This window comes from Pseudomonas sp. JY-Q (assembly GCF_001655295.1).
GTDB lineage: Bacteria > Pseudomonadota > Gammaproteobacteria > Pseudomonadales > Pseudomonadaceae > Aquipseudomonas > Aquipseudomonas alloputida.
Genome location: NZ_CP011525.1, coordinates 25,393 through 39,617, shown reverse-complemented (window position 1 = coordinate 39,617; position 14,225 = coordinate 25,393). Strand labels below are relative to the sequence as shown.

10 protein-coding genes and 3 pseudogenes are annotated in these 14,225 nt (G+C 60.2%); 3 read left to right on the top strand and 10 right to left on the bottom strand.

What is annotated here, in order from left to right; genetic code table 11:
* Nucleotides 1-50 precede the first annotated feature (50 nt).
* A complete protein-coding gene (gene cls, locus AA098_RS00160; RefSeq protein ID WP_064613725.1) occupies nucleotides 51-1,490 on the top strand; it encodes a cardiolipin synthase in 1,440 nt (479 codons plus the stop codon).
* Between the two features lie 162 nt (nucleotides 1,491-1,652).
* On the opposite strand, the gene cfaB is transcribed toward cls, so the two are convergent.
* Nucleotides 1,653-2,837 (bottom strand): C17 cyclopropane fatty acid synthase CfaB, encoded by a 1,185-nt coding sequence (gene cfaB / locus AA098_RS00155; RefSeq protein WP_004575189.1) that lies wholly within the window; start codon nucleotides 2,835-2,837, stop codon nucleotides 1,653-1,655.
* Between the two features lie 207 nt (nucleotides 2,838-3,044).
* On the opposite strand from cfaB, the gene lpdA reads away from it, so the two are divergent.
* On the top strand, nucleotides 3,045-4,445 hold the full coding sequence (lpdA, locus tag AA098_RS00150) for a dihydrolipoyl dehydrogenase (RefSeq protein ID WP_004575188.1): 1,401 nt from the start codon (nucleotides 3,045-3,047) through the stop codon (nucleotides 4,443-4,445).
* A gap of 111 nt (nucleotides 4,446-4,556) precedes the next feature.
* Here lpdA and AA098_RS27685 read toward each other — a convergent pair.
* From AA098_RS27685 to AA098_RS00115, 9 genes and pseudogenes are all read right to left on the bottom strand, one after another.
* Nucleotides 4,557-4,757 (bottom strand): annotated as a pseudogene (locus AA098_RS27685) (transketolase family protein); the annotation flags it as partial.
* A pseudogene (locus tag AA098_RS00145) lies at nucleotides 4,742-4,975 on the bottom strand (GABA permease); the annotation flags it as partial. The pseudogenes AA098_RS27685 and AA098_RS00145, both read right to left, overlap by 16 nt.
* A 147-nt stretch (nucleotides 4,976-5,122) precedes the next feature.
* Entirely contained in the window at nucleotides 5,123-6,280 is a 1,158-nt protein-coding gene (locus tag AA098_RS00140) for an MFS transporter (protein WP_064613724.1), read from the bottom strand.
* Between the two features lie 30 nt (nucleotides 6,281-6,310).
* A complete protein-coding gene (locus AA098_RS00135; RefSeq protein ID WP_003253236.1) occupies nucleotides 6,311-6,682 on the bottom strand; it encodes an ethanolamine utilization protein EutQ in 372 nt (123 codons plus the stop codon).
* Complete coding sequence (locus AA098_RS00130; protein WP_003253234.1) at nucleotides 6,679-8,007, bottom strand: FAD-binding oxidoreductase; 1,329 nt, start codon at nucleotides 8,005-8,007, stop codon at nucleotides 6,679-6,681. The genes AA098_RS00135 and AA098_RS00130 overlap by 4 nt, the downstream gene beginning before the upstream one ends.
* A 9-nt stretch (nucleotides 8,008-8,016) precedes the next feature.
* On the bottom strand, nucleotides 8,017-9,252 hold the full coding sequence (locus AA098_RS00125; protein ID WP_227743113.1) for an NAD(P)/FAD-dependent oxidoreductase: 1,236 nt from the start codon (nucleotides 9,250-9,252) through the stop codon (nucleotides 8,017-8,019).
* Nucleotides 9,241-9,402, bottom strand: a pseudogene (locus tag AA098_RS29660) (rubredoxin); the annotation flags it as partial. The pseudogene AA098_RS29660 and the gene AA098_RS00125, both read right to left, overlap by 12 nt.
* Nucleotides 9,403-9,414: 12 nt before the next feature.
* Nucleotides 9,415-10,860 (bottom strand): aldehyde dehydrogenase family protein, encoded by a 1,446-nt coding sequence (locus AA098_RS00120; protein WP_010955853.1) that lies wholly within the window; start codon nucleotides 10,858-10,860, stop codon nucleotides 9,415-9,417.
* Nucleotides 10,861-10,870: 10 nt separating this feature from the next.
* Complete coding sequence (locus AA098_RS00115) at nucleotides 10,871-12,061, bottom strand: aromatic ring-hydroxylating dioxygenase subunit alpha (protein ID WP_003253228.1); 1,191 nt, start codon at nucleotides 12,059-12,061, stop codon at nucleotides 10,871-10,873.
* A gap of 398 nt (nucleotides 12,062-12,459) precedes the next feature.
* Between AA098_RS00115 and AA098_RS00110 the strand changes: the two genes are divergently transcribed.
* The gene (locus AA098_RS00110; RefSeq protein ID WP_003253226.1) at nucleotides 12,460-14,163 is read left to right on the top strand and encodes a BCCT family transporter; all 1,704 of its coding nucleotides are present in this window, start codon (nucleotides 12,460-12,462) and stop codon (nucleotides 14,161-14,163) included.
* The last annotated feature ends 62 nt before the right edge of the window (nucleotides 14,164-14,225 follow it).

Sequence of the window (14,225 nt, the reverse complement as noted above, 5' to 3'; positions counted from 1 at the left end):
ACCGGGAACGTGTTCTGTTACCTCAAGTGTACTCGGCAAGCAGGATGCATATGGATTACCACAGCCCCTACTTCTTTGGTTACCTACTCGGCCTGATCCATCTGCTGGGTATAGTCGCCGCACTGCATGCGCTGTTCACCGTGCGGACAGCTCAGGGTGCCATTGCGTGGGCGATGCCCTTGCTCTTCATCCCCTACCTCACCTTGATCCCCTACCTGATCTTCGGCGCCCGCTCGTTCTACGCCTACATCAAGGCTCGGCGTCAGGCCAACCAGGAAATGCACGTGGCCATGGCCAACCTCAACTGGCGACCTTGGGTTGAAGAAGCCCTTACCGCCCGCGAGTCCGAAAGCTACGCAGCGTTGCGGGCGATGCCCAAGCTGGGTCGCATGCCATGCCTGGCAAATAACCAGGTAAAACTGCTGATCAATGGCAAGGCCACCTTCGATGCCATCTTCGCAGCCATCGAAAAAGCACGCGATGTGGTATTGGTGCAGTTCTTCATCATTCATGACGACACCCTCGGCAAGGCACTGCAGCAACTTTTGCTACGCAAAGCCGCCGAAGGCGTGCAGGTGTTCGTGCTGTATGACCGTGTCGGCAGCCACGCCTTGCCGGCCAGCTACAGCCAGATGCTGCGTGACGGCGGCGTGCGGATCCATGCATTCGCCACCCGTCGCGGCTGGTTCAACCGCTTCCAGGTGAACTTCCGCAACCATCGCAAGATTGTGGTGGTGGATGGCTTGCTCGGCTTCATTGGCGGTCACAACGTGGGAGACGAGTATTTGGGTGAACACCCACAGCTTTCACCCTGGCGTGACACCCACGTACAGATCAGCGGGCCGGTACTGGCCTGCCTGCAAGAGTCGTTCGCCGAGGACTGGTACTGGGCCACGCGCCAGCTACCGCCGCTGATCCTGCCCGATACGTACCCGGATAACGGCGTACTGTGTCAGGCCCTGGCCAGCGGCCCGGCAGACCCACAAGAAACCTGCTCGCTGTTCTTCCTTGAAGCGATTCATTCGGCCACCCGCAGGGTGTGGATCACCAGCCCCTACTTCATCCCTGACGAGGCCGTGTTCGCCGCCTTGCGGCTGGCGGTACTACGAGGAGTCGATGTGCGGGTGCTCATCCCGTCACGGCCGGACCACCGCATCGTCTACGCCGCCTCCAGCCTGTTTGCCTTCGAAGCGGTGCGCGCGGGGGTACGTATGTTCCGTTACCAACCCGGGTTTCTGCATCAGAAGGTGGTGCTGGTGGATGATGACGTCAGCGCGATTGGGAGTGCCAACCTGGACAACCGCTCGTTCCGTCTGAACTTCGAGATTACCCTGCTGACAGTCGATCGCGGCTTCGCCGACCAGGTCGAGCACATGCTCCACGAAGACTTCGAACACGCGCGGGAAATTACTGCAGAAGACACCCAAGACACCCATCGACTACAGCAGTTGGGGATGCGGATTGCGCGGCTGATATCGCCGATTCTTTAAGGTGAGCACGCCCGTTGTGAGAGCGACCTTTACCGCGAAAGGGCCGTAACGCGGCCCCAGCAATATAGGCTGCACAGATAAAATGCAGGGGCCGCATTGCGGCCCTTTCGCAACACAAGGCCACTCCTGCAAAGCCTTATCAGCGCTGTGATACTTACGATTTCAGCGGTACAGGTCTTCCCGCGTCCAAGGCAGGTCATGATGCCCGTCGGCGTATGGCTTCACGGCCAATATCTGGTGCAGGTTGATCCAGCCCTTCTGAAAGGCGTAGGCACACCCGGCCAAGTACAAACGCCAGATCCGCAGGGTCTTCTCAGGCACCAGCGCTGCCGCCTTGTGCAATTGGTTCTCCAGGTTCTCGCTCCAGTGGTGCAAGGTTTTAGCGTAGTGCAGGCGCAGGCTCTCCACGTCCACCACCTCCAGCCCGGCTTCACAGATACTGGCGCTGATCATCGACAGGTGCGGCAGCTCGCCGTGGGGGAATACATAGCGATCGATGAACTCACCCGCCCCGCGCCCGACCGGTCGGCCATCGACGTGCTTGGCAGTGATGCCGTGGTTCATCACCAGCCCCCCTTCCCTCACCGCCCCGAACAGCTTCTGGCAGTACAGCGCCAGGTTGGCATGCCCGACATGCTCGAACATACCCACGCTGACAACCTTGTCGAAGCGACCATCCTGGGGTAGATCGCGGTAATCGAGAATCTGCAGGTCGACCTTGTCGGCAAGCCCTTCCGCTTGCACACGCTTGCGGCCGAGCTTCAATTGCTCCTTGCTCAGGGTAATGCCGAACACCTTGGCGCCATATTCACGGGCAGCGAACCGCGCCAGCCCGCCCCAGCCACAGCCAACATCGAGCAGGTAGTCACCGGCATCCAGACGCAGCTTGCGGCACAGGTGGTCAAACTTGTCCTGCTGCGCCTGGTCGAGCGTATTGTCCGGCTCACGGAAGTAGGCGCAAGAATAGGCCATGTCCTGGTCCAGCCAAAGCTGGTAGAACGCGTTGGACACGTCATAGTGGTAGGAGATGGCTTTGGCGTCGGTGCTCTTGTCATGAGACAAACGTGGCGGCGGCGTTTCATCCTCATCCGCCAGCAGCGCTTCGCTCAGCTCGTCGCACACGCGGATAGCCTCACCGATATCGCCTTCCAGCTCCAGCTTGCCTTCGACGAATGCGGTGCCCAGTTGGTCCATGCTTGGGTGGGTCAACTGGCTGATCAGCTGCGGTTCCTTCACCAAAATGGTGACCTGAGGACTAGGCCCAAGATCAATCTGGTTACCGTCCCACAGCTTCAGCCTCAGCGGCAGATGCAAGCTCTGCAATGCAGGTGGAAGTTGAGCAAGCATGAAACACCCCTCCTGTCCGTAATTAGCCACGACGCCTAATATTTCGAACGTCGCCGGATCAGAGTAGTTCATCTGTGGGATGTTTCCTCTAAACAAGACCATGGTCTAGAACCAACTGATCTTATCCATACAGCAGATTGTATACAATCTCTGCGTCTCAGCTTAACCTTGTGCCCTCTCGCGCTTCTACATCCTGGAGTTGAACCCATGAAATCCTATGACGTGGTGATCATCGGCGGTGGCCCTGGTGGCTATAACGCAGCCATCCGCGCTGGCCAGTTGGGCCTGAGCGTTGCCTGCGTGGAAGGCCGCTCGACCTTGGGCGGTACCTGCCTGAACGTCGGCTGCATGCCATCCAAGGCACTGCTGCATGCTTCGGAGCTTTACGAAGCTGCCAGCGGTGACGAGTTCGCCCACCTCGGTATCGAAGTAAAGCCCACCCTCAACCTCGCCCAGATGATGAAACAGAAGGATGAGAGCGTGACAGGCCTGACCAAGGGCATCGAATACCTGTTCCGCAAGAACAAGGTCGAGTGGATCAAAGGCTGGGGCCGCCTGGATGGCATCGGCAAGGTCGTGGTCAAGGCCGAAGACGGTAGCGAAACCGCGTTGCAGGCCAAGGACATCGTCATTGCCACCGGCTCTGAGCCCACCCCTCTGCCAGGTGTGACCGTCGACAACCAGCGCATTATCGACTCGACCGGCGCGCTGTCGCTGCCGCAAGTGCCCAAGCACCTGGTCGTCATCGGTGCTGGCGTGATCGGTCTTGAGCTGGGTTCGGTCTGGCGCCGCCTGGGTAGCCAGGTCACTGTCATCGAATACCTGGACCGCATCTGCCCCGGCACCGACACGGAAACGGCCAAGACCCTGCAGAAGGCGCTCGCCAAGCAAGGCATGGTGTTCAAGCTGGGCAGTAAAGTGACTCAGGCTACCGCAGGTGCCGATGGCGTCAGCCTGACGCTGGAGCCTGCCGCCGGTGGTACCGCAGAATCGCTGCAAGCCGATTACGTGCTGGTGGCTATCGGCCGCCGCCCTTATACCAAAGGGCTGAACCTGGAAAGCGTGGGCCTGGAAGCCGACAAGCGCGGCATGCTCAGCAACGAGCACCACCGTACCTCAGTGCCGGGTGTCTGGGTGATTGGCGACGTCACTTCGGGCCCGATGCTGGCGCACAAGGCCGAAGACGAAGCGGTGGCCTGTATCGAACGCATCGCCGGCAAGCCCCACGAGGTCAACTACAACCTCATCCCTGGGGTGATCTATACCCGCCCGGAGATGGCCACTGTGGGCAAGACTGAAGAGCAGCTCAAGGCCGAAGGGCGTGCCTACAAGGTTGGCAAGTTCCCCTTCACCGCCAACAGCCGTGCCAAGATCAACCACGAGACCGAAGGCTTCGCCAAGGTCATCGCCGATGCCGAAACCGATGAAGTACTGGGTGTGCACCTGGTGGGCCCAAGCGTCAGCGAGATGATTGGTGAGTTCTGCGTGGCTATGGAGTTCTCGGCCTCGGCAGAAGATATCGCCCTCACCTGCCACCCTCACCCGACGCGCTCCGAGGCCCTGCGCCAGGCGGCGATGAATGTGGATGGCATGGCCATGCAAATCTGACGAGCCCCATTCGCTGCGTCAGGCCATGCCCTTGCCTTCGGCATTCGCTTGGCGGGCATACAGGGATAGAGCCGCCTTTAATTCCGGCCGGCTCTATCTTCAGGTATCAAGTCACAGCCAAGCCTTGATCTGTGCGCTCACTGCGCCGGTGGAGATGCCGTAGCGGTCATGCAGCGTCGGCAGGGCGCCAGCATCGAGGAAGGCATCGGGCAAGGCGATCTGGCGGAATGTCGGCGTTACCCCGTTGCGCAGCAGCAGGCCCGCCACCGCTTCGCCCAGGCCGCCGATGATCGAATGGTTTTCGGCGGTGACACTGCCATCTCGCCAAGCATTCGCATTACCAGCACCACCAGAGCGCCAGCAAGCGCATAGGCAATGATTGCTGCCGGACCTGCCGCAGCGATCGCTTGTTCGGACCCTACGAACAAATCCGCGCCGATCACACCGGCAATCGACAACATGGTCACATGTCGAGGCTTGAATCCCTGAGCCAACTGATCGCTGGCTTTCCCAGACGTCGTCATAGTCATTATGGTCCCTGCTTTTGCTCTTGTTATGGGTAGGGTGCAGTGCCAGGGGCACTTCACCGCTTATCCATAGAGAGCGAAAACAGGGCTCAATTGACTGGTTCGGACATCAAATGGAGTGAGGCGGACATATCCCTGGGCTCCGACGTTTCATGACAACCTTGCCAATGACACATCAACGCCGGATTTATTCCTTATAAAGCAAACAACCATAGCCGTTACACCAATGCCGAACAGATACAGTGCTTGTGGACCGGCATGCTCCATCATCGCCCCTGCAACCAGCGGGCCGATGGTCGCGCCGATACCAAAGGTCATCAGCAGCACTCCGGCCAGCGATACACGCAGTTCCGGCTCTAGGTTGTCATTGGCATGAGCAACGCCCAGCGGATACAAACAGAACTGCAAGAAGCCGATGGCAGCCCCGGCCAACATGATCCACAGCTGCCCTGATGCCAGCCCGAAGGCCAGCGGCAAATAGGCTATGCACAGCAATGCAGCGGTAGCGCGGATCAAGGTGATGCGGGAAATATGATCCGACAGTTTACCCAGCGGTAGTTGTGCTAGAAGCCCGGCGGCAATGCTGACAGCCATGAACTGCCCGACCTGCGCCGGACTAAAGCCCAGTTGCGCAGCAAAGATCGGCGTCAGCCCATACAGGCAACCGTTCAGCAATCCCGAGGCAAGAATCGTGAACAACGATTGAGGAAGTCTACGCAGGTACAGCAAGGGTTTGATCCGGGCCTGGTTGATGTTGCTCGGCTGGGTACCGTTGTGCAGAGCCACGGGGATCAAACCAATGGCAAAAGCCATGGCCACGCCCGTCAACGCCAAGGTGTGCAGCCCATCTCCCAGACTGAGCATCAATTGCCCTAGCATCATGCCGACATAGCTGGCCACCATGTACAGCGACATGGCGCCGCCTCGCCGGCTGACCGGTGCGCAGTCGTTGAGCCAGCTCTCGATGACCATCAATTGGCCCATCATTGCCGCACCAACGACAAATCGCAGGGCAAGCCACAGCAGTAAGCCATCACTGAGCTGGTGCGAGAGCACCGCAGTGACAATCACCCCGGCGCTCACCACAAAGGCCCGAGCATGGCCGACCAGGCCAATCAGCCAATAACCGGAGCGGGCTCCCAACACCATGCCCAGCGCGTTGGCGGCCATAAGCGCACCACCCCATACCTGCGCCACACCGGAAGCATTCAGGCGCAGGGCCAGGTAGGTCATCAGCAGGCTGGAACCCAGCTGCATCAACAAGGCAGCGACATAAATCGTGCCGAACCGTTTGGATATTGCGAACAATTGGATTCCCCAGACCAGGGTGGTCGGTAGTCAGGCAAGGCCGTGGCGCTGTTTCCAATCACCCGGGTACACCACATAACCGAACAGCGCGTGGCCTGCGTACACCAGCTCCGTGCCTTCGGGAATCCACAGCACCTGACCTGGCGACACGCGGTACACCTCGCCGTTGGCCTGGAGTTCAAAACAGCCCTCAATGACAAAAATCACTTCGTCATAGAGCACCGTCCAGGCCACTTCAGCACCTTCCCAGCGGGCAAAGCCGATACCCAGGTTGGGCGACACCTCATTACTGACAGCACGCGCTACCGAGGCGCCGCCAGGCGGCCCGCCCCGGTGGACAAAGTCCAGGTTCCGGTGGTCGACCAGACGCACCGGGCCTTTTCCGCTGAGTGTGCGGGTCATACTTCGCTCCTACTGTTGAACGCGGCCCAGCGGATCCGGGCCCGCACCCCCATACCCAAGAACGGCTCAGGCGGGTTACGGGAGGGCAGGCCAGTCACTGCGCGGATGTCACTCAATTGCTGGGAGTCCGCCCCCACCGCCATGTCTGCCAGGAGCGTTCCGGAAATGGTGCCCCAGGCCGCGCCCACGCCGTTGTCGCAGGCGGTGGCGTAAACACCCTGATCGAGTTGGCCGAAATAGTTGGTAAAGTTGCGTGAGATCGCATAGACCCCACCCCAGGTATGGGTAAACGGCACTTGGGCCAGTTGCGGATAGCGCGCCTCGAAGGCCTTGCGATGGTCATCGCGAATCTTGTTGCGGGTAGCATCGGTTACGCTGCGACCGTAGCGAGGGACATGCTTGTAGGTATTGCGGATGATCAGGCGCCGGTCCTGGGTCATTCGTACGGTGGTACCGGCGTGGTCGGCAGGGGTGAGGCCCCAGTCGGCCTGGGCACCAACCGTCGCCATCTCGACGTCGCTCAGTGGTCGCGTCCAACTGGCGAAGGTCATCACCGGCAGGAGTCGGTTGCGCAAGTAGCCGAACTCCTGGGTGAAGATGCTCGTGCCCAGCAATACCTGCGGGCTCCGGATCAGCCCGTTGTCGCCCCGCACCAGCCACGTGCCGCAGGGGTCTTTCTGGAGTGTGCGGATTGGCGACTCTTCAAGCACTTCGACGTTGCCGGGAAGCGAATTACCCAGGCCACGTACCAGGGCAGCAGGCTGCATCAGGTAGCAACCGGGGGTGTAGATGGCGCGGCTGTAGTAGCGGCTACCGAGTACACCGGCTAGTTCGTCACGCCCGACCACGCGATAGGGCTCACCCAGGTCGGCCATCAGTTTTTCAAAGTGATCCAGATAACCCTGGCCACGTTCTCCCACCGCGCCCTGGTATTTTCCCGCATGGGACCACTGGCATTCGATGCCGTGACGGCCGATCAATGTTTGCAGTTGATCGATGGCTGAGCGGTTTAGGCCCAAGAGCCGTTGTTTATGCTGAGGATCGGGATGTTCGAGGGCGAATTTGTGCGGCAGGTCGATGACGAAACCCGAGTTGCGCCCGGAGGCGCCGTAGGCGATTCGCTGGGCATCTACCAAAACAATGCGCGACTGCGGCAGGTGCTCGGCCAGGCGCCGTGCGGCGGCAAGCCCAGCAAAGCCAGCACCGATCACCACATAATCGGCGTTATGTTCGCCACTTAGGCGCTTGCTCGGCGCCTGTTCAGGCAGCGCGGCATACCAGCCGCAATTGCGGTCATCGTGAGGCAGATTGACGATACTGTTCATGGTTCAGCCTCAGGCCACATTTTGTTGGGTGTCCTGGCAGTTTTGCAGCCAGGTATTTCGTTGCATTTGTGCCTGACGGCCGAGCAGCACGAACCCGCGCAGGGCACCTGCGTGGTCATGAAACGCAGCGCTCAATCCATCGCTGGTCGCATCGCAGCGCCATTGGCCCTCGCAACCACCGGGAGGTGTCAGCAGGCACAGAGGGGCGACCGGGGTTTTCACCGTCACGGGCGCCAATGGGTAGTGGGCGGCGGTCGGTTGGCCCAGCAAGGTCTTGGCGAGGGCACGAATGCCTTCGTTGATCGGCGCGAGGTAAGGCAGCAACTGGCCGTTGATCTCGACGCAATCGCCCAAGGCATAGATGCCCGGTTGTGAGGTCTGTAGTTGTGCGTCGACCTTGATCCCGCGGCCACAGTCCAGGCCGGCTTCCAGCGCCAGCTCAAGGTTGGGGCGCAAGCCCACTGCACTGAGCACCAGGTCTGCACCGACGACCTGACCGTCGGCAAGGGTCAGTCGGTAGCCTTCGCCGTCCGGCTCGATGCACTGCAAGGTGGTACGCAGGCTCCATTGCACCCCCAACCCCGATAGCGCTTGCTGCAAGTGCTGGCCTGCCGCCTCGGGCAGCAGGCGTTCCATGGGCCAGGCACCCAGGCCGATTACCCGAACCTGATAGCCATTGCTCGCAAGGTCGTTGGCAAACTCGCAGCCGATCAAACCGTCGCCCAGAATGGCCACTCTGCGCACGCCATCAAGGCGTTGGCGGAACGCCTGGTAATCCTGCAGGTTGTTGACACTGAGCAGTGCCTCGGCGCGGCCCTCGATAGGCAACCGCACGGGAGAAGCACCACTGGCTAGCACCAGTTGGCCGTAGTCCATTTCGCCGAGGCTGGTGTACAAGCGCTGCGCCTGGGCATCGATGCGTTCGACTTTGCAGCCGGTATAGATACGAATGCCAAGCCTCTGTTCGATCGCCAGCGGCGTTTCGGTGGCCAGGGCTGCGGCGGTGCGCCCCTGAGCCAGGGCGATGGATAGCGCGGGCTTGGAATAAAGATGCCCCGATTCCTGGGTCAGTACGCGAATCTCCAACTGCGGGGCGGCCTTGCGCAGGGCCTGTGCCAGGCCGTAGCCGGCATGGCCGCTACCGATGATGACCACGGGTTGGGCGGGACGAGCGGCAACCAGTGGTTGCGCCTGGATAACCGGCGCGGTAGCCACTGCTGCGATCGGGGTGCTGAGTTCGATCATTTCAAAGTCGGCTTTGCCGACCTTGCACTCAGGGCATAGCCAGTCTTCGGGCACGTCCTCCCAGCGGGTACCGGGGGCAATGCCGTCGTCGGGCCAACCTTTGGCTTCGTCGTAGATCAGACCACAGATGATGCAGAGCCAGGTTTTCATCATGCTGCCTCCTCACTCGCCCTTGATACGCACGGCCAGGTTCTTGGTCCTGACGTAGCTGTAGAGCGCCTCCTGGCCTTTTTCCCGTCCGAAGCCCGAGAGCCCGACGCCGCCGAACGGCGTTTCGATGCCACCGGCATACCATTCGTTGACGAACACCTGGCCGGTGCACAGTCGCCGGGCACAGCGCAGGGCGCGATTGAGGTCCTGGGTGAATACGCCGGCCACCAGACCGAACACGGTGCCGTTGGCAATGGCGAGGGCCTCCTCTTCGCTGTCGAAGGGAATTACTGCCAGCACAGGGCCGAAGACTTCAGTCTGGGCGATCTCCATCTGCGCAGTCACATCGCGCAATACGGTTGGCGCCATGTAATGCCCGCTCAGGCCGCTGATGGCCTCGCCGCCGGTTGCGACCACCGCGCCTTGCTGCTGGGCACGTCGGCACAAGGCCTCGATGCCTTCGAGCTGAGCAGCAGAAATCACGGGTGTGTGGTCAGGGTTGTCCTGGCCCAGGCCCACGGTCAGCCCCTCGGCCATCGCGACCACGTCAGCTACAACCTCGTCGTAGATAGAGCGATGTACCAGCAAGCGCGACATGGCAGAGCACACCTGGCCGGCATTGAAGAAGATGCCGCTTTTAACGCTACTGATCAGTTGCTCACGATCGGCATCCGGGAACACTAGGGCCGCCGACTTCCCGCCCAGCTCCATGACGCTGGGAATCGCGTGTTCGGCGGCACTGCGCAGAATGCTCTGGCCGGTGCCGACGGAACCTGTGAAGACGATCTGGTCGACATCGCGATGGCCGGCCAGGTAGGCACCCACTTCACGACCACGGCCGCAGATCAGATTGACGGCCCCCTGTGGCAGGCCGGCACGCTCGATGGCCTGCATCAGCACGCACAGGCCCAGTGGCGACAGTTCCGGCGACTTGATCACTACCGCGTTGCCGGCCGCCAAGGCAGGGGCCAGGGAGCGGGCGCAGATGGATACCGGGAAATTCCACGGCACGATCTGCAGCGACACGCCCAAGGGGTCGTAGACGGTGAAATCTATGTAGCCGTCGCCCAGCGGAATCGACTTCCCTTCGATCTTGTCGGCCATGCCGGCGTAGTATTCGAAGTAGCGCGCGGCCTCGATGAATTCGTCACGGGCATCACGCAGGCTCTTGCCGTTTTCCTGGCAAAGCACCCACGCCCCTTCGTCGGTGATCGCACGAATCTGCGCGGCAACCTCAAGCAACCAGGTCACCCGCTGCGCAGGACGCACACGGTTCAGAGCGTTGCTGTCAGCACAGCGCCGAGCCGCCTGCAGGGCGCATTCGGCGTCGGCCACACTGGCTTGGGCGATGGTCGCCACAAGGTCCGTGGTGCCAGGGTTGTGGATGCTCAGGTGCTGCTCACTGTCGGTCCACTGGCCGTCGATGAAGTTCAGCCAGTGCGGAGCTATCGGATGCATGATGATCACCTCAGGCGCGTTGAGCACAGTCAAGCAACTGGCGGGCAGCCCACTTGTGGAAGTAGTGAGTCGGCAGATCCATTTCCGGCGAGAACGCACCGCCGCTGTAACCAGGCGAGGAGCGGCCCTTCTGCATGCCTTCGACCGAGGCGATGTCTTCGGCGAACACTACGCGCCAGGATTCCATTACCGCTTTGCGCGAGGCGTCGTAACGGCTGTCGAGCGCTTCGTCACCCACGTAGAACAGGCGCAGGTGCTCGATGGTTTTACCCGGCGCCACAGGCTCGAGCATCATGGCGAACGCATGGTCGGCCTGGATGCCCAGCAGCACATTGGGGAAGAACGCCACGTACTCAGCAGTGCGCAGGCGGTCCTGTGGCCAGGATGGGAAGATCGGCAAATGGGTACCGGCAACGGCCGAGAGGTTGTAGGCGTGGCTGCCTTGGCCAGCGAATTCCTCGAACATGATGTTGTAGTGGTCTTCCAGGCGCGAGTAGCTGTTCAGGCTCGGGTGCACCCACGGCAGGTGGTAGGCCTCACAGTAGTTCTCGACTGCTAGCTTCCAGTTGCAGTTGACCTCGATGCTCATAGCACCACCGTTCGCTTCACGACGCAGCAGACTCATGCCGTCATTGCCCAGGAACTGAGTCCAGCGTTCGGTCAACGGCTGCAGTTGCTCTTCAAGCGCCGGTGCCTCGCCAGACAGGTTGATGAACACCATGTCCATCCAGATCGTGGTGCGCAGCGCCTTCAGGCCGTGTTTCTCGCATGCGAAACGTTCGTCTTTGTGCTGGTTGATCCCGCCAATGTGCGGAGTGCCTTTGAGACCTCCGTTCAGGTCGTAGGTCCAGGAGTGGTAGGGGCAGCGGATCACACCCTGCACTTCACCCGCCTGTTGAACCAGTTTCACGCCGCGGTGGCTGCAAACGTTGTGAAACACCTGCACCAGGCCTTCACGGTTGCGCATCATCAGCAGCGGCAGGCCCATGAAATCGACCGGCTTGACGTAGCTGTTGGTCGGCAAGTCGCTGGCAAAACCTATACACGCCCAGTTACGCCCCAGCACTTCGTCGCGCTCGAGTTCGAAATAGCGCTGGTCGGTGTAGAACTCGTTGGTCAGGCCATGAGCTTCATGGATAGGCGCCAGAACGGTTTCCAAGACGTGGACGGGAATAAGGCGGGAGTCAGTCGATACGGTCATTTTTTGTTTTCTCTTGTTAGATGCACGGCAGGCAATGCCTTGATGCCTGGTGCCAGTTTCAGCAAGAGAAGAAGGGCGCGACAAACGATTTATTTCAACGCTATTTATCAGTTTTTATCATTAATGATTTATTCGTCGATGACGGCAGTGGTAGATAATCGTTGATGAACTGCCAGGCTCTGGAATTTTCAGATTAATGACTTTTGGTAATCAATTAATGACTAGAAATGGTTTGTCGAAGAGCGGGTAATTCTCCCATTTTGATAGGGCCCGAGAGAGCGTACCGCGCCTTGGGCCTGCGGGAAGACCGCCGCCAGGGATCCGGCACCTGCCTGTGGCAGCGGCTCTACCCAAACCGTGACATCAAACCCTTGAACAAAAACAATAGGGGATAACCAATGCGTGCCGAATCTGGCCTGCTCAAAGGCCTCAATCCCACCGTGACGATCTGGTCGTTACTGGCCGTAGTAGCCTTTGTGCTGTTTTGCGCCCTGTTTGCCGAACATGCAGCAGCGGTTTTTCAACGTGCATCCGACTTCATCCTGCAGAATTTCAAATGGTTCTACCTGATTTCCGTCACGGGTGTGCTGGGGCTACTGATCTATCTGATGTGCAGCAAGTTTGGGTCTATGAAGCTTGGGCGAGACGACGACAAACCCGAGTTCAGCTTCGGCTCCTGGATCGCCATGTTGTTCAGTGGCGGCATGGGCATCGGACTGATCTTCTGGTCGGTTGCCGAACCCATGTGGCATTACGCTGGCAACCCGTTCGCCACCGGCCTCACCGACGAAGCCGCCACCACAGCTATGCGAATTACCCTATTCCACTGGGGCCTGCATCCCTGGGCTATTTTCACCATCGTTGGCCTGGGCCTTGCTTACTTTGCCTATCGCAAGGGCTTGCCGCTGAGCATGCGCTCGATCCTTTACCCGCTGATTGGTGAGCGCATCTATGGGCCCATCGGACATGTGGTGGACATCCTTGCCGTGGTGATTACCGCGTTCGGTGTATCCCAGTCGCTGGGCCTGGGTGTGGTGCAAATGAACACCGGGCTGAGCCAGGTGTTTGACCTGCCCATCAGCCTGGGGGTGCAGATCACCCTGATCGTGCTCATTACCCTGGTTACTACCGTATCGGTGATGGCCGGCGTGTCGCGTGGCATGAAGCGCCTTTCGGAATGGAATATGCTGTTGTCGGTGGTGCTGGTGGTGTTGATCCTGCTGCTGGGGCCAACCCGCTACATCATCAACCTGATGTTGGAGAGCACCGGCGACTACGCCAGCCATGTAGTGGGTCTGAGCTTTTGGAGCGATACCCAGAAGGACAGCGGCTGGCAGAACTGGTGGACGGCGTTCTACTGGCCGTGGTGGATGACCTGGGGCCCGTTTGTCGGTCTGTTCATTGCGCGAATTTCCAAAGGCCGCAGCATCCGTGAACTGATCGCCGGCGCGCTGTTGGTACCCACCCTGGTGACGATCATCTGGATGTCGGTGTTCGGTGGTACCGCGCTCAAGGCTGAGCAGCTCGATCGTCAGCAGCACGCAGAACTGGTTGCCAGTGGTGAGCTGCAGGGCGACAAGGCCAAGTTCGAAGGTGGCACGGTATTGCTGGCGACCAAGCAGGAAACCACCGCTGCCATGTTCACCCTGCTGCACAAGATCGACGCCGGTACGTTGGGCAAGGTGCTGAGCGTGCTGGTCTGTATCCTGCTGGCGACGTACTTCATCACCTCGGCCGACTCCGGCACCCAGGTGCTGTGTACGTTGAACTCCATGGGCAGCGCCAACCCGCCGCAGAGTATCCGCCTGCTCTGGTGCATCCTGGAAGGTGCTATAGCCATGGCTCTGCTGATGGCGGGGGGGCTCAAGGCGATCCAGATGGCGAGCATTGCGGCGGGATTGCCGATTGCGGGGTTCATCCTGCTGATTAGTTACACCCTGATGCGCAGCTTGCGCCAGGAGATGGCTGACGGCCTGCTTGATACGCCGCCGGGTGGGCGCCTGCCTATACCTGGGATTCACCCGCAAGGCATCACGCCGGTGGCTGGGCCCTTGGCCTGCGAGGGGCTTGATATGGGGCTGACAGCGAAGAAAGCCAGCTAACCTAAAGCCACCCTGGAAGACACAAGACCGACAGCCATCAGCTGTCGGTCTTGTGTTTTGGC